20 protein-coding genes and 1 riboswitch are annotated in these 21,845 nt (G+C 37.9%); of the genes, 13 read left to right on the forward strand and 7 right to left on the reverse strand.

All coding sequences use genetic code 11. The features are described 5' to 3' along the window. Positions 1-678: 678 nt before the first annotated feature. Both I6E82_RS02290 and I6E82_RS02295 read left to right on the forward strand, forming a co-directional pair. Positions 679-1,191 (forward strand): hypothetical protein, encoded by a 513-nt coding sequence (locus I6E82_RS02290; protein WP_197116607.1) that lies wholly within the window; start codon positions 679-681, stop codon positions 1,189-1,191. A 104-nt stretch (positions 1,192-1,295) separates the two neighbouring features. Then, a complete protein-coding gene (locus I6E82_RS02295) occupies positions 1,296-1,802 on the forward strand; it encodes a hypothetical protein (protein ID WP_197116609.1) in 507 nt (168 codons plus the stop codon). Positions 1,803-1,837: 35 nt separating this feature from the next. On the opposite strand, the gene coaD is transcribed toward I6E82_RS02295, so the two are convergent. After that, positions 1,838-2,329, reverse strand: coding sequence for a pantetheine-phosphate adenylyltransferase (gene coaD, locus I6E82_RS02300; RefSeq protein ID WP_007581661.1), 492 nt, complete (start codon positions 2,327-2,329; stop codon positions 1,838-1,840). Between the two features lie 198 nt (positions 2,330-2,527). Between coaD and I6E82_RS02305 the strand changes: the two genes are divergently transcribed. Beyond that, positions 2,528-3,220 carry a TetR/AcrR family transcriptional regulator gene (locus I6E82_RS02305; RefSeq protein ID WP_024592300.1) on the forward strand — a complete coding sequence of 231 codons (693 nt, stop codon included), beginning with the start codon at positions 2,528-2,530 and terminating at the stop codon, positions 3,218-3,220. Positions 3,221-3,544: 324 nt separating this feature from the next. Next, positions 3,545-5,002 carry a tRNA uracil 4-sulfurtransferase ThiI gene (gene thiI / locus I6E82_RS02310; RefSeq protein WP_197116611.1) on the forward strand — a complete coding sequence of 486 codons (1,458 nt, stop codon included), beginning with the start codon at positions 3,545-3,547 and terminating at the stop codon, positions 5,000-5,002. A 40-nt stretch (positions 5,003-5,042) separates the two neighbouring features. Here the strand turns inward: thiI and I6E82_RS02315 are convergent, their stop codons facing one another. Further along, a complete protein-coding gene (locus I6E82_RS02315; RefSeq protein ID WP_197110881.1) occupies positions 5,043-5,945 on the reverse strand; it encodes a ketopantoate reductase family protein in 903 nt (300 codons plus the stop codon). After that, positions 5,938-6,291, reverse strand: a complete 354-nt coding sequence (locus tag I6E82_RS02320; protein WP_007581666.1) for a VanZ family protein — start codon at positions 6,289-6,291, stop codon at positions 5,938-5,940. Before I6E82_RS02320 ends, I6E82_RS02315 begins: the two co-directional genes overlap by 8 nt. Positions 6,292-6,443: 152 nt before the next feature. Here I6E82_RS02320 and I6E82_RS02325 point away from each other — a divergent pair, with 152 nt between their 5' ends. The 3 genes from I6E82_RS02325 to I6E82_RS02335 all read left to right on the forward strand — a co-directional run bounded on the left by I6E82_RS02325 (position 6,444) and on the right by I6E82_RS02335 (position 10,024). Continuing rightward, complete coding sequence (locus I6E82_RS02325; RefSeq protein WP_007377833.1) at positions 6,444-6,926, forward strand: YajQ family cyclic di-GMP-binding protein; 483 nt, start codon at positions 6,444-6,446, stop codon at positions 6,924-6,926. A 201-nt stretch (positions 6,927-7,127) separates the two neighbouring features. Beyond that, positions 7,128-7,913: an ABC transporter substrate-binding protein gene (locus I6E82_RS02330; protein ID WP_197110883.1), complete on the forward strand. Its 786-nt coding sequence runs from the start codon at positions 7,128-7,130 to the stop codon at positions 7,911-7,913. Positions 7,914-7,976: 63 nt separating this feature from the next. Beyond that, positions 7,977-8,160, forward strand: a riboswitch (cobalamin riboswitch). A gap of 37 nt (positions 8,161-8,197) precedes the next feature. Beyond that, positions 8,198-10,024 (forward strand): TonB-dependent receptor domain-containing protein, encoded by a 1,827-nt coding sequence (locus I6E82_RS02335; RefSeq protein WP_197116613.1) that lies wholly within the window; start codon positions 8,198-8,200, stop codon positions 10,022-10,024. A gap of 90 nt (positions 10,025-10,114) precedes the next feature. Here I6E82_RS02335 and msrA read toward each other — a convergent pair whose 3' ends face one another. The 3 genes from msrA to I6E82_RS02350 form a co-directional block, all read right to left on the reverse strand. Continuing rightward, entirely contained in the window at positions 10,115-10,651 is a 537-nt protein-coding gene (msrA, locus tag I6E82_RS02340) for a peptide-methionine (S)-S-oxide reductase MsrA (protein WP_197110885.1), read from the reverse strand. Between the two features lie 85 nt (positions 10,652-10,736). Further along, a complete protein-coding gene (locus tag I6E82_RS02345) occupies positions 10,737-13,835 on the reverse strand; it encodes an efflux RND transporter permease subunit (protein ID WP_010553194.1) in 3,099 nt (1,032 codons plus the stop codon). Positions 13,836-13,838: 3 nt separating this feature from the next. Next, complete coding sequence (locus I6E82_RS02350; RefSeq protein ID WP_024590017.1) at positions 13,839-14,891, reverse strand: efflux RND transporter periplasmic adaptor subunit; 1,053 nt, start codon at positions 14,889-14,891, stop codon at positions 13,839-13,841. A 246-nt stretch (positions 14,892-15,137) separates the two neighbouring features. Here I6E82_RS02350 and I6E82_RS02355 point away from each other — a divergent pair, with 246 nt between their 5' ends. The 6 genes from I6E82_RS02355 to I6E82_RS02380 all read left to right on the forward strand — a co-directional run bounded on the left by I6E82_RS02355 (position 15,138) and on the right by I6E82_RS02380 (position 20,576). Next, positions 15,138-15,842 (forward strand): DUF2982 domain-containing protein, encoded by a 705-nt coding sequence (locus tag I6E82_RS02355; RefSeq protein ID WP_197116615.1) that lies wholly within the window; start codon positions 15,138-15,140, stop codon positions 15,840-15,842. A 22-nt stretch (positions 15,843-15,864) separates the two neighbouring features. Further along, positions 15,865-16,197 (forward strand): hypothetical protein, encoded by a 333-nt coding sequence (locus I6E82_RS02360; protein ID WP_007581673.1) that lies wholly within the window; start codon positions 15,865-15,867, stop codon positions 16,195-16,197. A gap of 69 nt (positions 16,198-16,266) precedes the next feature. Beyond that, positions 16,267-17,916, forward strand: coding sequence for an Lcl C-terminal domain-containing protein (locus I6E82_RS02365; protein WP_007581674.1), 1,650 nt, complete (start codon positions 16,267-16,269; stop codon positions 17,914-17,916). 9 nt (positions 17,917-17,925) lie between these two features. After that, positions 17,926-18,444: an Lcl C-terminal domain-containing protein gene (locus I6E82_RS02370; RefSeq protein ID WP_024590014.1), complete on the forward strand. Its 519-nt coding sequence runs from the start codon at positions 17,926-17,928 to the stop codon at positions 18,442-18,444. A gap of 165 nt (positions 18,445-18,609) precedes the next feature. After that, the gene (locus I6E82_RS02375) at positions 18,610-19,527 is read left to right on the forward strand and encodes an ExeA family protein (protein ID WP_024590013.1); all 918 of its coding nucleotides are present in this window, start codon (positions 18,610-18,612) and stop codon (positions 19,525-19,527) included. 11 nt (positions 19,528-19,538) lie between these two features. Further along, on the forward strand, positions 19,539-20,576 hold the full coding sequence (locus I6E82_RS02380) for a general secretion pathway protein GspB (protein ID WP_121954208.1): 1,038 nt from the start codon (positions 19,539-19,541) through the stop codon (positions 20,574-20,576). Positions 20,577-20,629: 53 nt separating this feature from the next. Here I6E82_RS02380 and I6E82_RS02385 read toward each other — a convergent pair whose 3' ends face one another. Then, complete coding sequence (locus tag I6E82_RS02385) at positions 20,630-21,823, reverse strand: HD-GYP domain-containing protein (RefSeq protein ID WP_121954207.1); 1,194 nt, start codon at positions 21,821-21,823, stop codon at positions 20,630-20,632. Positions 21,824-21,845 lie beyond the last annotated feature (22 nt).

The following is a 21,845-nucleotide window of genomic DNA, read 5'->3' on the forward strand; positions in this document are numbered from 1 at the left end:
GCATTACGATCTATATATTCTTTACCACTTAGATGAGTGGTGGTATTGGAGTTTTTATTCTGTTGGGAGTACTTTAATAGATGTATTGATGATGCTCTCGCTAATACTTAATAAAAATCTTATAAAAATGTCGCCTTTAAAAATTATTAATTTGAATAAAAAAAATCTTAAGAATAATGAGTGAACTCATAATTAGCCCAACAGTTTCTTTGTACATAGGTGCATTTGTACAATGGGGATTCCTTATGGCCTTTTTGTACTCCCTTGCTCATTCGATTAATAAGCCTAATAAAGAAAGAGTGTATTTGTCTTTGGTTATGAGTATTTCATATTCATTTAGTATATTTACAAATCTGGATACGGTAACTTATCTAGATTTTTTGTTTTCCGATATTTTAACTCTCCTAGTTATTATTTCCCTTAGGCGGCTCTGGCATGATGGTATTACCTATTTATATATTATTACTGGTTTAGCTATAAACTCAGCTCTACACTTTCTCATGCATTACGACATCTATATATCAAATAATACAAGCTACTGGTGGCTTTGGAATGCTTACGCAATAGGGGTCAACGCTGCTGATTTTATAATGGTAGCTATATTTTTTATAAACAAAGATTTTTTATACTTGATGAAATTTAAAAATGGTTTGATTACTAGCTTGAAAAGGACAGTTGATGGCTGACATACTTTGGGCTCTGGTAGATTTAGGGTATAACGTAGCAATACTATTTACATGGTTCTTCCTAATCGCATTTTTATATAATCTATCAGAGAGTATTAATAAAAATGATAAAAGTAGAACGCATCTTTCATTTATAATGATGGTCTCATATATATCTAGTCTTTTCATGGATCCACTTATTGAAAATCCTCACCTAAATTACTTCTATTATGATCTTGCTACTATTAGCGCCCTGATACTTTGGCGATTTATATATAAAAAATTAGTACCAATTGCTTTCTCCTATTTAATTGTAGGCCTTTTTATTAATGCATGTTTATTTTTAGGTATGCACTACGATATTGAAATTGCAGGTACTCTTTACTATTGGTGGTTTTGGACTGTTTATATTTTTGGAATGTATTTTGTCGACTTTACAATGGCATTGGTATTAATCATCAATAAGGATTTTTTAGGCTTAAACAAGCTTTTAAGATGTGTTAGAAAGTTAAGTTTAGATCGCTGAGGCAGTAAAGCTCAACTTAAAAGAAGAGTGATTTTGTGCCTTTATTTGATGTTGCCGTAATATGTAAAGCGGTATAATAATTTTTTATCTAGTGTTGGAGTAAAATGGTTGAGCTACTTTTAAATACAAATATCTCTTTTTATATAGGTATTTTTGTACAATGGGGCTTTTTGATGGCTTTTTTATATTCTTTAGCAAGTTCGATAAATAGCGCAGATAAAAGCATTGTTTGGCTATCTTTCATCATGGCACTTTCTTACTCTTCTAGTATGTTTATTGATATGGACGCGATTACTTACTTCGATTTTTTCTTATTCGATATTATTACTCTATTTGTTATTATTTTATCTGGTTTTTTTATAAAGATTAGCAGCGTATACATTTATTTATTATTTGGTTTAGGTATAAACACCTCACTATTTTTTGCAATGTATATAGATAATGATGTTATGCACCATTATGAATTTTGGTGGTTCTGGTGGGTGTACATAGTAGGTATAAATTTTACAGATTTGACCATGGTTTTAGTTTTCTTTATAGGTAAAGATGTTTTAAAACTTGCTTGGTTAGAAGGAAAGCTAAATAAAGTGTTTAATAAAAGGGCCTATTAGTAATAGATTTCAGTGCTAACAGGCCTTATTTATTATTAACTGGCACCACAGCCCAATTTAGTTTTTAGCGCTTTAACAATTACAGGGTCTACAAACTCGCTTACATCACCATTATGGCGAGCGACTTCTTTGACGAGTGTTGATGAAATAAATGAATTTCGCTCTGCGGGTGTTAAAAATACACTTTCTAAGTCGGGGTTCAGGCGGCGGTTCATGTTAGCTAATTGAAATTCATAGTCAAAATCAGAGACCGCTCTAATACCGCGAATAAGCACATTAGCATTGTGATCGCGTGCAAGATCAGCCAATAAACCAGAAAAACCAATCACCTTAACATTATCTATGTGGCTTAAAATAGAGTTTGCAAGCTCAACACGTTCTTCAAGGTTAAAGCAGGGTTTTTTACTTGGGTTATTAGCAACCGCAACTAATACAGTATCAAACATTTTAGCTGCACGTTGAATAAGGTCTGTGTGCCCATTAGTTAGTGGATCAAAGGTGCCCGGGTAAATTGCAATAACTTTCATAATGTTCACTATTTATTATTTTAGCGCTAGTTTAACAGTGTTTATGCCACAAAGCAGCCTAGCTAAAAAAGCATATAAACACTTACTTTCTTTAAACAGGTCAGTCCATGGTGGGAGTGTTTTAATGATTCATATTTGTTTATACTGTTTACCTCTTTTGAGTGTAATGTAGCCTATAGATAATTTGAGTATTAGCATATGAATACCAAGGATAAAATAATACACACCAGTATTTTGTTGTTTAACGAAAATGGTGAGCGTGCAATAACGACAAATCATATTGCATCAAACTTAGGGATGAGCCCGGGTAATCTTTATTATCATTTTAAAAATAAAGAAGACATTATCCGTCATATTTTTGCGCTGTATCGCGATCATTTAAATACTCACTTTAAACCTATTAATAAAGATGATGATGCATTTAATCATTTAACGGCTTACCTAGATTCGTTATTTGAGCTGATGTGGCGCTATCATTTTTTTTACGATAATCTCGGGGATATTCTCTCTAGAGATGCTGATTTAAAACAAGCTTATATTGATTTTCAGTTAGAGTTGTTAGAGCAAGTTCGTAAAATTATTTTAGGACTTCGCGACAGTGAAATGATTGCTATTGATGAGCAAGATGTCATTGATTTAGCACATACACTAAAGTTAACGGTTAGTTTTTGGACGCCTTATATTAAAGCCCGTAGGCCAAGTGGTACGCTTGCTGAGCAAGATATATATCATGGCATTTTAAAAGTACTTACATTATTTAGAGCGTACAGTACCGATAAAAGCATTGATAAAATGAACCTGCTACGTGAAAAATATACTGAATTAGCGCAACAAGCCTTAGGGCCTGTTGACCTTTCAGGATTAAAATTTGTTCAATCTAGGGGCGATTAAATCGCGACGCGAGGTTTGTAACCTAGTGGGCTAAGTAAAAACCAAGCAACAAAGAGTTAATCGCCCCTAGGCTGAACCCTTTGGGCAGCGCTTGTTTGGTATTTATGCTAAGTTATCGCCTATTTATGGGGAATAACCACACTACATAGGCTCTGCCTTGCCTAAATACCAAACACACTGCTGCAAATTTAACCTCGAAAGATAAACAGGCCCTAGCTGTAGTTTAATCGATAGTAATAGGCTGTTTCCTAGGCGCTGAATTTTTTGCTATAATCCCGCGCCAAATGCCTGGGAGCGCGAATTCCCGCAGTCTAAGAGTGAACTATGCTTAAATTTATCGTCAAACTACATCCTGAAATAGCCATTAAAAGCCGTTCAGTCCGTAAACGCTTTACTAAAGTGTTAGAAAATAACATTAAAATTGTATTGCGCCGTGTTGACGAAAAAGTACAAGTAAGAAATAACTGGGATAACATTTCAGTTGTTACAAAGCTTGAAGACGCGCAAGTTCGCCTTGATTTTATCGATAGCCTTAAACGCATCCCTGGCATTGTTCAATTTATTGAAGTAACCGAAACACAATTTGAAACTCTTGATGATATTTATCAAAAAACCATCGCTTTAGTTGGTCATACTATTGTAGGTAAAACCTTTTGTGTTCGTGCTAAGCGCATAGGGCAACACGATTTTACCTCAACTGATTTAGAGCGTTATGTTGGTGGTGGATTAAATCAGCATATTGAAGGCGCAAGCGTAAAGCTTAGCCGCCCAGAAGTAACAATACGCCTAGAAGTAAAAGACGATAAAGCTTACATTGTTTCTCATACACATTTTGGTATGGCTGGTTTTCCTTTGCCAACTCAAGAAGATGTGCTTTCGCTTATGTCGGGTGGTTTTGACTCTGGCGTAGCAAGTTACCAAATGATTCGAAAAGGCGCACGCACACACTTTTTATTCTTTAATCTAGGTGGCGCAGCGCACGAAATTGGCGTTAAGCAAGCAAGCTACTACTTATGGAAAAAATACAGCTCTACACATAAAGTTAAATTTGTAACGGTTGATTTTGAACCTGTTGTTGCTGAAATTTTAGAAAACGTTGAAAACAGTCAAATGGGTGTTGTACTTAAACGTATGATGATGCGCGCAGGGAGTGTGGTTGCGCAAAAGTTAAACATTCAAGCACTTGTCACTGGCGAAAGTATTGGCCAAGTATCTAGTCAAACATTAGCGAATTTAAACGTGATTGACCGTGTTACTGAAACGCTTATTTTACGCCCGCTTATTCAACACGATAAGCAAGAAATTATTAATATTGCTCGTCAAATTGGTACGGCCGAAATGGCAGAAACAATGCCTGAATACTGTGGTGTTATTTCTAAAAAGCCAACGGTTAAAGCCAAAATAGACGTTATTCTTGGTGAAGAAGAAAAGTTCGACTTTGATGTACTTGATACCGTTGTAAACAACGCACGTATAATGGACGTGCGTGATATTGACGTAGAAGCCAAACAAGAACTTAAAGAAGCTGAATCGGTTGCTGATTTGCCTGTAGGCTCTGTGGTAGTTGATATTCGCTCACCAGAAGAAGAAGAAGCTGCACCGCTTGCAATCGACGGTGTTGAAGTGGTTCATTTACCGTTCTTCCGTCTGGCGACTAAGTTTGGTGATTTACCAAAAGACACCGACTACTATTTATATTGTGATCGAGGCGTAATGAGCCAACTACAGGCACTTATGCTGCACGAACAAGGCTTTGAAACGGTAAAAGTTTACCGCCCATAAGGTTTGTCGTCTTAAAGTTAAGAATTTATATAAGCGTGGTTTATACCACGCTTTTTTTTGCCTGAATTTTGACAAACAACTCATCGTTGTAAGGTGTAGGAATACCGTGAAGTTTACCTTGTTGGCTAATATAGCCACATATAGCTGATATTTCAGTTTCTCTGCAATGCGCTACGTCTTGCTGCATTGAAGAGTAATTGTCAGACGTTAATTCCATTATTTTATAAGCGGTATTAAGTGCTTTAATCAATGGGATATTAAGCCCTTGTACGTTTGCTATATTGCATGCTTCAGTGAGGGCATTAAAAATTATAGCGTTGTACTTAGGTGCGCGTAACTCACCATTTTTTACATTACTTAAAGCGCTTAATGGGTTAATGGCAATATTTACGAGTAGTTTTTCAAAACGAAGCTGCTGAATGTTATTAGTAAACTTTAGGCTGGGTATTACTTTAAAAATATCAGCTATTGGCGCGCTATTTTGAAAAGCTAATTCATTACAAGCACCAATAACACTTTGTCCCTCACCAGTGTGCTGCACAATGTATTGGTTTGATTTAAAGCCCGCTATGCTTGTCGTTAAAAAGTAGAGTGCTTGGTGAGTGCTTAGCTGGCTATTTACCTCATCAACATTACCCATTCCGTTATGCGAAAGTACAACAGAGCAATGATTTGGTAAAAATGGCTTTATTTGTGTAAATGCATCAAGTACTTGAAAGGCTTTAACGGTAAATAAAACAACATCAAATTCAGCCGCTTTATTTAGCTGATTTAATGCAATAAATTGTGCGTCAATTTTTTTAGATGCACCCTTTCCTCTGCTGTAAAAGCGAGTGTTTGTTGGGTTTTTACGAGTTAAAATACTGACATTATGCGACGCACTTAGAAAGTGGCTCATCAATAAGCCAATAGCACCATCGCCGACAATTAAAATATTAGCCATATGGGTTCTTTTTTCGAGGTGTAAAAATTACTCTAAGTAAAAAGTAGCTTGCGGCACCTGCAAAATCAGCAAAAAAATCACCGAGTGATGCTTGCCTATATGGAAGTGCGTCTTGCATTATTTCTATAGAGGCGCCATAACCTGCCAATAAAAGTATTTGCGCATATAAAGGAAGCTTAAACGCTTTATCCATTATTATGGCTAGTATAAAAAAAATCCCAAAATGGGCGACTTTATCAACATGAGGAAATAAATTTACAACGCCACCTTTTATTTCTTTGGCAAATAAAAAGGTAAAAGCTACTATGCTGATTAAAAAAATTGCTTGATAAACACGCCTTGTCACGACAAATCCTAAAATCGCTTAAAAAAGAGGCGCAAGTATATCAAACTAATTTAATATCGCACCTGAACAAGATGCAGAAAAATGTAAAGATTTATAATTTTAGCGTTATAATTGCCACATAAAATTAAGATTAAATAGTTAGGAGCAAACCAATGCCTTCATTTGATATTGTATCTGAAGTAGAAATGAACGAAGCTAAAAACGCAGTTGATAATGCAAATCGTGAGCTAGAGACTCGCTTTGACTTTAGAGGCGTTGATGCATCTATTGAGCTAAATGACAAAACAATTAAGCTTAAAGCTGAAGCAGACTCTCAGGTTATGCAATTATTTGATATTTTAGCTAACAAAATATCTAAGCGTGGTATGGATGTATCAAGCTTAGAGCTTCAAGATATTACCCGTGCAGGTAAAAATGTATTTCGTAACGTTGGCTTAAAGCAAGGTATCGAAAAGGACATGGCTAAAAAAGTAGTTAAAGCCATTAAAGACTCTAAAGTTAAAGTTCAAGCTGCTATCCAAGGCGAAGAAGTACGTGTAACGGGTAAAAAACGTGACGATCTTCAAGAGGCTATGCAAGTAGTGCGCAGTGCTGAGCTAGGTCAGCCTTTTCAGTTTAAAAATTTCCGCGATTAATTAATAAATAGTTTTAAATTAAGCATGCTTTAATCTGTTTATACTTACAGACAGATTGAAGCTACTTACTCTTTTTAAATATCTCACTATTATCCCTCTTTATTGCCTAGATACTCCCGTATGTATTAATCTCCTTTTTGATATTTAAGCTATTATATTTAATCACATGCAATTAAGTACTTCACACTAGAAGGTATTAAAATGAAACGTCATCAATTATTTTTGTTATTTGTTTTGCTTACATTTACCAAACCAAGCTTATCAAAAACAGTTGATATTGATGTACTGGTTGAAGATGGCTACTTTCCCATTATTATTAATGCGCAAAAAAAACAGGGTTTTGCTCCTGAGTTTATTAAGATTTTAAACGGCGCACAGCAGGAGTTTAACTTCGTACTTGAGTCTCTACCTGTAAAAAGGCTTGCTTTGTCAGTTGAAAAAAATAATTTTGATGTTTTATTTTTAATGGCACTGCAATGGATCCCACAATCAGCGCAAGAGAATATTAAAAAAACCGAATTTTATACCATTACCAAAAATGAGCTTTATACGCTTAAAGAAAATACAAATGAGCAAGCTTACTTTGACGACATTACGTCATTAACAAAGGTTGGGGTATTGGGGTACTCGTATCAATTTGCTGGATTTAATACCGATGCCGAATTTTTAAGTGAGGAACATCAGGTAAGTTTAACCATTGATGAATTCAATGTGGTTAAAATGCTGCTATTAAAGCGCGCGGAAGTAGGTGTTTTAAATAATATTGCTTACCAATATTTTAAAAATCAAAATACTTTTAATATGGATTTACTCTATAAAAGTAACGTACCAGATGCCGTTTATAAAACGCACTTTTTAGTTAACTCTAAATCAAATAAGATCACTAGTAATAAAATGGATGAAATACTAAGCTTACCTACTGCACAAATACTACTTCAGAAGCTACTTGATAAATATGGAGTTTCTTCAAACTATACTAGCCCCTAACTGCATTTTAAAGGTTTTTAGCTGTATAGACGTCCATTGACATTTGTAAACAAAATACTCACAATAGCGACATATTTTCAAGGTGCTTGCTAGCCACTTCATGTAATGATTTTTTTAGCAGGATAATCGGGAAGTTGGTGCGTTTTCATGATGACTACAAGCCCAACACTGCCCCCGCAACGGTAAAGTATTGCATATTTTGATGTGCTTACTGAGTCCGGAGACCGGCCTTGATGCAATCTTACTTACTTAAATCTTTGCGGTGGGCAAAGGTAGGGGACATCATGTTAAACAAAACAACTTTAGGCGTTGCTATTTCTGCTGCGCTTTCATTTTCTGTGTCTGGCGCAGAGCAATCAATTGAAAAAATAACCGTTACAGCTAATAAATTTGAGCAATCAATCAATGACGTTTTAGCAAGTGTAAATGTTATTGAGCGTGCAGAAATAGAAGCAAGCAACGTACGCGATTTACCAACCTTATTAAGCACGCGAGTTGGTTTTCAGGTTAATCCAAACGGTGGTTTTGGCCAAAATACAGGTGTGTCACTTCGTGGTACTGGCTCTGGCGATACGCTAATTTTGATTGACGGTGTACGTACAGGCTCAGCAACACTTGGTCAAAAAGCATTAAATAATGTCCCTTTAAATAGTATTGAACGCATTGAAATTATTAAGGGTTCTCGCGCGGCTGTTTACGGCTCTGATGCACTTGCTGGCGTAATTAACATTATAACGCGTGAATCAGATAACTTATCTGTGAGTGCTACGTTTGGTTCTGATTCTTACCAAAATTATCAAGTGGCAGGCTCTGTAAAATCAGGCGATATAACAACAGCATTTAATGCAGGCTTTGAAAAAACAGATAACTTTGATGTACTGCAAGGCGTAGCACCAGATGAAGATGGCTATGAAAATAAAAATCTTGGTTTTAAAGTAAATTATACTGATGCACACTACGGCGACTTTAAGTTATTAGGTCAATACAGTGAAGGTTTCGCAGATTACGACAGCCGCTTTAGCCCAGCCGACAGTACGATTGAACGAGATGATTTTAAAAACTATCAGCTTTCTGCAGGTTGGAGTAAAAACTACACTAACCAAACGCACAGTATTGATTTAGCGCTAGCAACGGATGATTCAGACAATACATATGTTGATTTTTCAGTTGGACCAACAACAAGTACTTTTATAACTAAACGCACACAAATGGATTATAACGGCCAATACCTATTATCTGATGATCTTAACATTAGTGGTGGTATCAATTGGTACAACGATGATGTATCTCATAGTTCGCAACTATTTGTTGAAGACAGCCGAGATGTACTTGCCGTGTTTGTAGGTGCTTACTACGATGCAGATAAAGTATTGGCTAATTTAACTGTTCGCCAAGATGACGACGAGCAATTTGGCGACGAAACAACGTATACAGCCGCTGCAGGTTATCATTTATCTGAAGATGCAACATTTCGTATAAGCCAAAGTACTGGCTTTAAAGCCCCTACATTTAACGATTTATATTTCCCACTTTATGGTAACCCTGATTTACAGCCTGAAAAATCAGTAAACCGTGAGCTAGGTTTGAGTGTGGACTTTGATATTGCGCAAGTTGATGTTGCAATATTTAGAAACGATATAGAAGATAAAATTGATTACGATGCAAACTTTGCATTAGCTAATATCGATGAAGCACGTTATGAAGGGGTTGAATTTAGCTTATCTCAGCAGTTTTTTGGTTTTGATAGCAACCTTAACTTTGCTTACTTAAGCGCTGAAGACGAAGAAACGGGCGCAGAGTTACGTAATGTTGCTAAACGTACTTTTAACTGGGAACTTGCAAAACAGTTTGGTGCTTTTGATGCAAGCTTAGACATGCAATACCGTAGCGACCGACAAGGTGCTGTGACGCGTTTAGGATCATACACGCTTTGGAACTTAGCGGGTAATTATCAAGTAAATGAGCATATTGAAGTTTCGCTTCGTGTAGAAAACTTATTTGATAAAGAGTATAACGCTGTTGATTCAAATACTGATTTTACAACGGGTCAAGTGTATTACTACAACACTCCAGAGCGTCGCTTTTTTGCAGGCGCAAGCTACCAGTTTTAACGGTATTTATTAATATTAAAAAGCCCGACTTATGTCGGGCTTTTTAATGTGTAGCTAAGTTTAACTAATCAATTTAACTACTCAAATTAGCTAGCCAGCTAAGAACTCTTTAAAGACGGTTTCAAACTTATGTAATTTAGGTGCTATTAAAATACTACAGTAACCCTGCTGTGGGTTTTCGTTATAGTAATCTTGATGATAATGCTCTGCTGGATAATACGTAGTGGCAGGGCTGACTTCTGTCACAATTGGCTCACTCACATGGCTTTGCAGTTGAGCTATCATTTCATTGGTTTGCTTTAGTTGGGCTTCATCGTGATAGTAAACAACGCTTCTGTACTGTGTGCCTATATCGTTACCTTGGCGATTCAATTGTGTTGCATCATGCAAAGTGAAAAACATTGCTAAAAGTGTTTCAAAGCTAACTACAGTAGTATCAAATTCAATTTTAACAACCTCAGCGTGCCCAGTTGTGCCAGAGCATACAGAATTATAGGTTGGGGTGTCGGTTTCGCCACCGGTATAGCCAGAACTCACATCTAATACGCCATTTACACGTCTAAATGCTGCATCTATACACCAAAAACAGCCGCCACCAAATGTTGCTACTTGCGTTGTTGAGCTCATAAGTATTCCTAAAATGTATATGGAGTTTAAAGGCGAGCATAAATTGTATGCGCCGCAACAACAAGGTTACGGCGCAATAAAGAGATTAGATCTCTTCGAAAGGCTTTTCAGCAGCTTGTTTATTCAGCTTTTGTTGTAAAAACTCAGGTGACTGTGTATTTTTCGATAGAGCATAATACGCAGCAGGTACAACAAAAAGAGTCAGCAGGGTAGATACAATAACCCCTGTAAACACAACTACACCAATTACCATACGGCTTTCAGCGCCGGGGCCTGAAGCAAAAACCAAGGGAACAGAGCTCATAACGGTTGTTAGTGAGGTCATTATTATTGGGCGAAGGCGCTGGGTAGCTGCTTGTAGTATTGCTTCACTAAACTCAACGCCTTTATCGCGTAATTGGTTAGTAAATTCTACAATCAAAATACCATTTTTAGCACTTAAGCCTATGAGCATGACAATACCTATTTGGCTGTAAATATTTAAGGTAAGTCCTGTAGCCCAAAGCCCAAACATAGCGCCCATTAAACCAAGCGGTACGGTAAGCATAATGACAAACGGGTGCATAAAGCTTTCAAACTGCGCAGCAAGTACTAAAAAGGTAACGGTAAGTGCAAGTATAAATACGTAGGTCATCGCTGATGCGCCTTCGTAATAAAGCTGCGACTCACCTTTGTAATCTACTGCGCCATCTATATCGTTTTCTTGCGCGGCTACTTCGTTTAAAAAGTTAAGCGCTTGCTCAAGTGTATAGCCATCAGCTAAGTTGGCGCTTAATGTAATTGCGCGCATACGGTTGTAACGGTTTAAGCGTGAGGCTGTTGCTTCTTCTTTTAAGCTGATAAGGCTATCAAGTGGAACTAGTTCACCGCTTCGTGATTTAAGGTATATATTTGAAATATCAGTAGGATTGGTAAAATCTTCTTTTGTCCCTTTTAAAATCACATCGTATTCTTCACCGCGGTCAATAAAGGTCGTAACACGGCGCTGGCCAAGCATTGTTTCTAGTGTACGGCCTACATCAGATACCGAAACGCCTAAATCGGCAGCTTTGTTTTTATCTATGCTGACTAAAAACTGCGGGAAGGTTTCTTTGTAATCATGATCGATTCTTACTAAACCTGGGTTTTGTTCAGCACGCTTAATTATACGGTCACGCCAATCGGCTAGTTGTGCATAATCATTACCTTGTAGTACAAACTCAATTGGGCGAGATGAACCACCACCACCAATACCACGGCGCATAATGGCAAATGCACGAACATCGGTAACTTCTTGCATTTTACCGCTTATTTCATCCATTACTTCCCACGTTGAGCGTTTGCGTTTATCCCAATCGGCCATACCCACAATCGCAACACCGCCGCTGCCACCCCAGCCAGGCACTCGAACAAGTACGCGACTTAGCTCACCGGCTTGCGAGTAAGGCATTAAGCGCTCTTCAATTTTAGCCATATTAGCGGCGTTATTTTCGTAACTTGCGCCCTCAGGGCCGCTCATCATAATAAAGAACGTGCCACGATCTTCTTTTGGCGTTAGCTCAGAAGGAACTTGTAAAAACAACGAGTAACTAACAAAGCCAGCTAATAATAGGCTCACCATTAAACCCCATTTACGGGTTATGTTGGTGGAGAGTGAATTACGGTAACTTACTTCAATTTTAGTAAACTGGCGGTCCATCCATTGGCTAAATTTATTTGGTTTGTCTGATACTTTAAGTACTTTAGAGCACAAGGCTGGTGCGAGAGTCAGTGCTGTAACACTTGAGAAAAATACGGCAGCACTTACCGCCATAGCAAACTCAGTAAATAATGCACCTATACGGCCATCCATAAATACTAATGGCACAAACACAGATATAAGTACAAGCGTGGTTGCTACTATAGCAAAACCTACTTCACGCGCGCCTCTAAATGCAGCTAGTAACGGCGGCTCACCCAGTTCAATACGACGGTGAATGTTTTCAAGCATTACAATGGCATCATCTACTACTAAACCAATGGCCAGTACTAAGGCAAGTAAAGTGAGTAAGTTAATTGAGTAGCCCATTGCCAATAAAAACATAAAGCTACCAACAAGTGCGACCGGTACGGTGACCGCAGGGATAAGCGTTGCTCGTATATTGCCTAAAAACAAAAATATAACGAGTACGACTAAACCCATAGAGATGGCAAGTGTGCTGTAAACTTCATTAATAGACTCTTTAATAAATACAGACGAATCGTAGCTGTCTTGAATTGTAGTGCCTTCAGGTAGGTTACGTTTGATTTTTTCAAGTTCACTGCGCGCGTTATCTACTACGGTAAGTGTGTTTGCTTTAGCTTGTTTTACAATACCTAAGCCAATCATATTACGCCCGTTACCGCGAAATAAGCTTTCGTCATCGGCAGCTTCTAAACGTACATCGGCAACTTCACCTAAACGTACTAAGTAACCTTCATCACCACGCTTAATTACCAGGTTTTTAAAATCGCGCTGATCTTTATAACTACGGGCAGTACGCACGGTAAAGTCACGATCTATAGATTCTATTTCGCCGGCGGGTAGTTCAACGTTTTCTGTACGCAGTGTATTTTCAATATCGCTTGAGGTAATACCCCGTGCGGCCATTGCTTGGCGGTTAAGCCAAATTTTCATGGCGTATTGGCGCTCACCACCAATACGTACGTTAGATACACCATCTACTACGGCTAAGCGGTCAACAATAAAACGCTGCGCGTAATCAGAGAGCTGTAACGAGTCCATTGTTTCGCTGTTTAATACAAACCAGGCGATTGGGCTTTCATCACTATTTGATTTAGATACTTCTGGCGGGCGTACCTGATCCGGCAAACTATCAAGTGCACGTGCTACACGTTCGCGTACATCGTTAGATGCTGCATCTATGTCGCGGTTAATATCAAACTCAATGGTAATGTTTGAACGTCCATTACGACTCGATGAGTTAATACTTTTAATACCTTCAATACCTGAAATTCGATTTTCTATTATTTGCGTTATTTTGGTTTCTATAATTTCGGCAGAAGCACCTGTGTATTCAGTGCTGATATTTACAATCGGCGTTTCAATATCCGGGTATTCACGAAGTGGCAGCATAGTAAACGCAACCAGTCCAAAAGTAAGAAGCAGTAAATTAATTACAATGGCAAAAACGGGGCGCTTGACGCTAGTATCAGTAATTTTCACGTATTACCCCTTTACGCTTACTTTACTTCCAGAGCGAATTTTTATTAGCCCCTCAGTAACAATTTGCTCGCCATCAGTTAGGCCTTCGTCGATAGCAACCCAGCCATTATTTCTGCTAGCAACATGCACTTCAATTTTATTAGCTATCCCATCTTGAATTTGAAAAACAAAGTGTTTGTCTTGCAAAGGTATAACCGCTTTTTCTGGCACCATTAAAGCTTGGTTGCTGCTTAGCTCAAGTGCTGTATTTAGTAACATACCAGGGCGAAGTAATCCTGATTTATTGGCAAAACTTGCTGTAACTTCAACACTGCGAGTAACCGAATCAATACGCGAGCTAATATGCGTTACCTTGCCGTTAAATGTTTGCCCCGGATAGGCATCGTTTTGCGTAAGCACTTTCATGCCCATATTTAATTGTGCTAAATATTTTTCAGGTACTTTAAAGTCAACTTTAATAATACTAATATCATCAAGTGTTGTGATTATTGTTGTATTACTTACGTAAGCACCTATTGATATTTCACGCTTACCTAACAGGCCTGAAAAGGGCGCACTAATAGTCATTTCGTTTAATTTAGTTTTAGCGCTTTCTAGTTGGGCCTCTGTTGCATCAACACGAGATAACTGCTCCTCAAGTAACGACTTTGCCGTTGATTGCGAGCGTGAAAGTTCGGTTAGGCGATCTAACTGACGTTGTTCTTCACGTAAGTTAATGCCAAGCTCTTTAACGGCAAGCTGTTCTTGTTGGCTTTGTAACTGTACTAACTTTTGTCCTTTACTGACTAAGTCGCCGTCTTTAAAATATATATCTGTGACATAATCGTTTTGCGCACTTTTTATATAGATTGCTTGGTTTGCACGCGCGCTACCGATCGCTTCTATCATCACTGCGTTTTCCTGAGAAGTAACAGTATGAGCTGTTACTTGAGTAGACATTTGTGATAAATCGGCCTGTTCGCCGTGGCTAGCGGGTAGATATAAATAAACGCTAAATATTAGAAGTAACGTAATAATAAATGGAAAAAGTGCTTTACCTGATTGTCTTGAGTACATTGATTTCATACCTGAAAATGAATTGTAAGTATTGTACGAAATAAGACCGGGAAAAGACGGTTATGTGTCTCATAAATTTGTGCGTTAAGCGTAAAAGTAAATAAGATTTATTCATTGTTCCTATTTTGTTGAGGAAAAAGCGGTAATGTATGAAATTTAAAACCACCTGTAACTTATGTATAACAACAAGAAAGGTCATAATTTGGGCTGTTATTATGCTTGTTTTTTATATGGTGTTTTACCAATATGGATAAACCTAACAATGTCATTAAGTTTCGGGCACAAGGTGCGCGAAACGCAATTGAAGTGCTTGTTGCAGGTGCAATTGGTTTAGTTTTTATTATGTTGCTTAATTTACTGAGGCCGGGTGAGATTAGCATACTTGAAATATTTTTAGTGAGCTTGTGTATTGCCGCTATTTTTATTGGATATTTAAAAACTCAAGAACCATATCATAGCCTTATATTAAATGAGTCTGAGCTCGTTTATTGCCATAAGTACGGAGCTTGGTGTATGCCTCATAGTAACTTTCATCACAGTGGTATACCCAAAGTAGAAGATGGCTTTGATTACTTAGAATTAAATGCGGTTGGTATAAAGGTAAACGACATAGATGACTTTTTAACAAGCATAGCGCCTCGAATTGCAGGGAAATTATTAATAGAGCAGCGTAATTTATTTATGCAAGTTGTTCAAAAACATTGCAAAAATGGCAATTGCCCATCAGAATGGCTTATAGAAGATACACATTACACATCCCATAAAGGGATAAGCTATACTGGTCTTATAGCTATGTTTGCTAACAGGACTAAGCACCTTCAACTGTTAACCGGTTACGATTTATTATTACCAGCCAGTGTGTTAGATAGAGATATCTGGGCATTTAGTGCTAACTTAAATAAGTGGAAGCGCGAGCCTAGTCAGTTTATAGCGTCGCAAATTAATAATTAAGCTGCGACTGTAGGAAAGAAAAATGAGTCAAGAGAGAGCCTTTTTAAAAAGTGGTCGAAACACCATAATACATAAAGATAAAAAGCATGATTTAGTGATTGTAAACTCTGAAATTCATCCTAAAATTAAAGTGACTCAACATGGCTTAGAGCCATTTAAAGAAGAGTTACCTAAAAACCGCCGTGATGCAAAAGATCGCTATTTAGAAATAGTCTATGTTGGAAGCCCTGATGTATTTGGCGAAGAAAAACAATTACTATTTATTCAAGCTTTAGATGGGCGTGAATACAAAGTAGATTACAGTAAAATCGGTACGAAGTTGTTTGTACGCATTCATCAAGATACATATATGTAGTACTTTAATGGCATCTTTATTGCTAGTAATTACACTATAGTAATTATTTGACATAATAAGGTGCTGCGTATGAAAGCGTTTGCTTTAATCCCCCTCATTTCTTGCGGTTTGCTGAGTGCGTGTGGAGGAGGTGGCGGTGATAGCGATAATACAGTTGTAGAAACATCTGTTAATGCTGGAACCGATTTACAAATTATCGAAAAAACTGAATTTACCATCACAGCACAAGGTTCCCCCGCTGATGGTACGTTTTCATGGCAACAAGTTAGCGGCCCAAGCTTAGAAGGTTTTCCGCTTGAAGGCGCTGAGCAAACATTGACAGCCCCTGACGTAAAAACTGATAGTGAAATAATCTTAAGAGTAAGCTATCAAAGCACCGGTAGTAGCGCTGTTAGTGACGACATTTCTATTTCAGTGAGCTCTAATAATCAACTTCCTCTTGCTGTTGTTACCCAAACATCTCCTGAAACACTTCCTTCTGTATACAAAGATACAGTTACTTTGAGCGCTCTTGAGTCGAGCGATCCTGATGATAATGGCCAAATTGATAGTTACTTGTGGCAACTGCTATCAGGTCCTGATTTAGATATTGCTAGCTTTAATGAGTCAACTCTTAGCTTTTCTCATCCTTTACTAGAAAGTAACGTAAATTTGTCTTGGCAGCTAACAGTCACTGATGATGAAGGCGGTGAGGCGAGTACTCAATATTCAATGACGCTTAATAAAACAAATGAACTAGTGGATGCAAATGCAGGCGCTGATCAAAATGTCGAAGAGTTTGAAGAAGTAACGCTTGATGCAACGAATAGCGAAACTGTCACCGATACCTATCAGTGTAAGTGGCAACAACTTACCGGTAATAGCGAAACATTAAGTAATAGCGACCAATGTACAACGACATTTTTTGCCTCTGATGTAGATACTGAATCCACGTTGAGCTTTGAAGTAACGGTAACCGACTCAAAAGGACGCACCGATACAGATTCTTTATTTGTTGATGTATCACCAAAAGCGCTTGGGCTTATAAACGATAGTGGTGTTGGTGAGTGCTATAACAACACCCAACGCATTAACTGTGAAAGCGATGACTTTCCAGCGCAAGATGCTGAACTTGGACGCGATAGCTATGCAAACCGCTTAGATAAGGTTGGTAAAGGTAATTTAGCGTTTGATTACACTAAACTTAATCAGTTTGCGGATGAAGTTGGTGATGATAGTAGTGACTTTACCTGTATACGCGATAATGTTACTGGACTTGTATGGGAAGTAAAAAGTGAATCCTCAGGAGTATTGCCAAATACAAGCTTGCGTGAGGGGCAAAATCATTACTTTTGGGATTTAGGCGATACTACTTTTACCGATACCAGTACAGCCAATTCAACTTGTCCGGATGATACGAGTTGTGGAGTACAAAGTTATATAAACGAAGTGAATAACTTAGATTTTTGTGGTGGTACAAATTGGCGGTTACCTACTTATACAGAGCTTTTAGGTTTAATTGATTATGGTAAACAAGGGCAAAGCATATTAATTGATGAGGTGTTTTTCCCCAATATGCCAAGTGAAAGTGCATTAAGCCACTTACGTTATTGGACTTCACAAACCGCAGCCGATGGTACAAGTTTATCGCAAGCGTACATTATTGATATGAGTGATGGTAACGATCTTGCTTATCCAAAAGAAAATACCGCGTATGTTCGTTTAGTTAGAAGCCGTTAGGAGAAAATAATGAGATTAAAATTACTCTATGCACTAGCAACTATAAGCTTGAGCTTTAATATTGCAGCGGCGCAAACGTGCTACGACGGTGCAGATACCACAACGCCGACAGATAGATTTACTATAAATACAGATGGCACAGTGTCAGATACCGAAACAGGCCTTATGTGGCAACGTTGTAGTTATGGGCAAATTTATAATACAGAGACGCAGCTTTGCGAAGGCTCTACACCTTCTCTTACTTGGCAAGAAGCACTACGCGGTGCTAAAAATGATACAACCGCAGATTACGATGATTGGCAAATGCCTAACATTAAAGAGTTGGCGAGTATTTTAGAGCACAGTTGCACCGAGCCGAGCATTAATGAAGAGGTGTTTTTTGGTACTAAGCTTCAAAACTATTGGTCAAATACATCGGGTGTGAGCACGATGAGCTCTGCATGGGTTTATCAATTTGATAGTGGCCTGAATAGTTTGCACGCTAAAACAAGTAATGTGTATTTACGGTTAGTTCGCTACGAAGAGTAAATTACATACTAAGATTAGACAGATGAAAGTGCAGCCTTAAAACCGCTGCATTTTTTTGTTTTACATAAATTTACGTTATTTCAATAATAAAGCGCTTACAACGTTGTCACTTAGTGCGTTTTTTTGCCATTATAGGCCGTGATTTAATTACGAAGGAACATCACGGTGTATTTAAGCTATTTTGGCCTGAATGAAAAACCTTTTTCAATTTCGCCCAACCCTCATTACTTATTTTTAAGTGAACGACATAAAGAAGCCTTAGCACACCTTACCTATGGATTAGGTGAAGACGGTGGTTTTGTATTATTAACAGGCGAAGTGGGTACTGGTAAAACTACAATTACCCGCAGTATGTTAGAGCAGTTACCTGAAAACACGCAAGTAGCGATGATCCATAACCCAGCACTTTCAGAGCTAGAGTTATTGGCTAGTATTTGTGATGAGCTCAACATTAGTTACGATGCTAATAATGCGACGCTTAAAAGTCTTACCGATATTATAAAAAAGCACTTAGAGACCAATAATAAATCGGGTGGGCACACCATACTTATAATTGATGAAGCGCAGTTACTTGCCCCTAATGTGCTTGAACAATTACGCTTGCTGACAAATATAGAAACCGATCATAAAAAATTATTACAAATAGTATTGGTTGGTCAACCTGAGCTGCAAGAGCTTTTAAAGCGCAATGAATTAAGGCAACTCGCCCAGAGAATAACAGCTCGTTACCATTTATTACCACTTACGCAAGGCCAAACAGTTGCTTACATAAAGCATCGGTTACATGTTGCAGGATGTGATAAAGGAATTTTTTCGATGGATGCCATGCAAGCTGTTCATCAATTAACCGGTGGTGTGCCACGATTAATGAACTTGGTATGTGAGCGAGCTTTGGTAGGCACTTTTGCAAAGCAGCAGTTGATAGTTGATAGCGATATAATAAAAAAATCAGCACATGAGTCATTACCCATGGATTTTGTAGCGCCAGTTAATGAGGCCAACAAAGCAACGTCATTTGTACCATATAGCCTTGCATTCGCTGCTTTATTTGCCGTAGGCATTGGGCTTTCATTTATTTTATAGTTAGGTAAGTTATGTCTTATTTATTAGATGCGCTAAAGCAGTCGCAGCAATCAGATATGAGTGCTGAGCAATACGACTTACAATCAGAGCAGTTAAAGCAACAGCAAGCACTTAAGCGTTATAGACGATTAGCGTTAGTATTTGGTACAAGCTTAGCTGCTTTTATTGCGGTAGCTGGTGGGTTTACTACGGGTAAGTGGTTACAAGGTACTACTTTATTAAACACATCGGAACCCGCTGTAATTAAGGTGGTTGAAAGCGAAAAATCGTCACCTAAAGAACAAGTTAAAGAGGTAGATGCCGCAGTTGAAAAGCAGCAAATAGCTAAGTTAGAACCCGCTAAAATAGCTCCAAATAATACTGCAACGATTGAAGGGCAACTTGTACATGTGCAAACACCTAATGGTGTACAGCAAATGTTATTAACGCCTAATGGGCAATATATTCCTATGCCATCGAGTCCGGTCACGAGCGCAACGGGTTATAATCAGCAGAACGTGCAACAAGTAATGCCAGTTCAAAATTATAATCAGCCAGTATTTAATCCACAAAATAATTACAATCCAAATAATACACAGAACGCTTCGGTATTTGGGCAAAGTCAAAATACAGCATCAGCTCAACTAGATATGAGTAAATATAAAGTACTAGGTAAGCCAATTAATGGTAACAACCAATCTCAACAGATGAGCGATCCTGAGCTTGATGAGGTGCCTACAACACTTAAAAATGCGTTTGCGCAAGCTATACAAGACGTCGAAAAAAATCAGGATTATGAAGTTACCCATGCATCAAAAACGTCATCACGTGTTGAGCCTGTAGAATTACTACCAGATGGTTTGCAATCAATGTTGCCTAGTATTAAATATCAAGCGCATATTTATTCATCGAGTGCTGACAAACGTTGGATCAAGCTAAATGGCCGAGAGTTACATGAAGGAGAGAGCATAGGTGCTTTAACTGTAAGAGAGATTACACCTGAGCAAAGTGTACTTGATTTTGATGGTTATGAGTTTAGCTTAAAGGCTTTGCAAGACTGGCCGCAGTAAACGTTTAGCTATTATGTTGAGAGCTCGGTAGAATGTTGAGCTCTCAATATTACTTAGGGTAATATTGAGTTTTTATAAAAGCGTTCTAAATCAATATTATATTCTTTAGGTTTCACCGCTGATTCAAGGGTATCTAAGGTTTTTTTATTAGATAAATCGATATCTTTTATCTCTGTATAGCGACTATGTTTAGCGCTGTAAAATGTTTTAACGATAGGCTTTAGTGGTGTACTGGGATTACTCTCGGTCACTAAACCAACTTTTTGACTCGATAATCTAACGAGCGTTCCTACCGGATGAATACCAATACATTGAATAAACTTATTAAGCAGCATGGGATCGAAGCTATCTGGGCATCCGTCTTTTAGTATTTTAAAGGCTTTTATTGGCTCCATGCCTGCTTTGTAAACACGTTCTGCGGTAAGTGCATCATACACATCTACAATTGATGCCATACGCACGTACTGACTTATTTCGTCGCCCTTTTTACCAAACGGATAGCCTTTACCATCAAGCCTTTCATGATGCATACCTGCAATATCAACCGCGATACCCGTTAAGCCAGATTCTTCTAATATTTCTTTACTGAAAAGCGAGTGCATTTTCATTATTTTAAATTCATCATCGGTAAAGCGACCCGGCTTATTGAGTATTTCATCAGGGATTTTTATCTTACCAATGTCGTGTAAAAGTGCGCCGGTAGTCAGTTCAACGATAATGTTTTTTTCTATACCTAAATGCTTAGCGAAAATCCCCATTAATATCGATACATTAATAGAGTGCTCAAGTAGGTAAGCATCTTTTTGGCGCATTTGGGTAAGGCAGGCTAGGGCATCTTGGTTTCTAAAAACAGAGTCCATAAAGCCACTTGCCAGCTCTTTGAACGGTGCAATATCTATATCGCGGCCTGCTTTAATATCTTTAAATGCTTTTATTTGCAGTGTTTTAGCTTCGTCATACAGTTTTTTTGCCTTTCCCATTTCTTGTTCGGCACTGTGTGTTTTTTGCCAAGGGTCACGCTTTATTTTTGTTGCAGGTACAGCAATAGGAGCTTTTTCAGGGACTGATTCAATGAGGGTTTTATCAGGGTCGATTTCTACTTCTAAAATACCTGCTTTTATTAGGTTATTAATACCAGCCTGAGTTTTAATCCAGCCTTGATTTTTAATTTTAATACTGCCAGTTTGTCTAGTAACGCTTTGCACAAACATACCAGGCAGTAACTGACCTACAGGAATTATTTTCAAATTTATTACTTCTATTGTTAAT

Origin of the sequence: Pseudoalteromonas sp. NZS11 (assembly GCF_015864765.1) — a bacterium.
Lineage (GTDB): Bacteria > Pseudomonadota > Gammaproteobacteria > Enterobacterales > Alteromonadaceae > Pseudoalteromonas > Pseudoalteromonas arctica.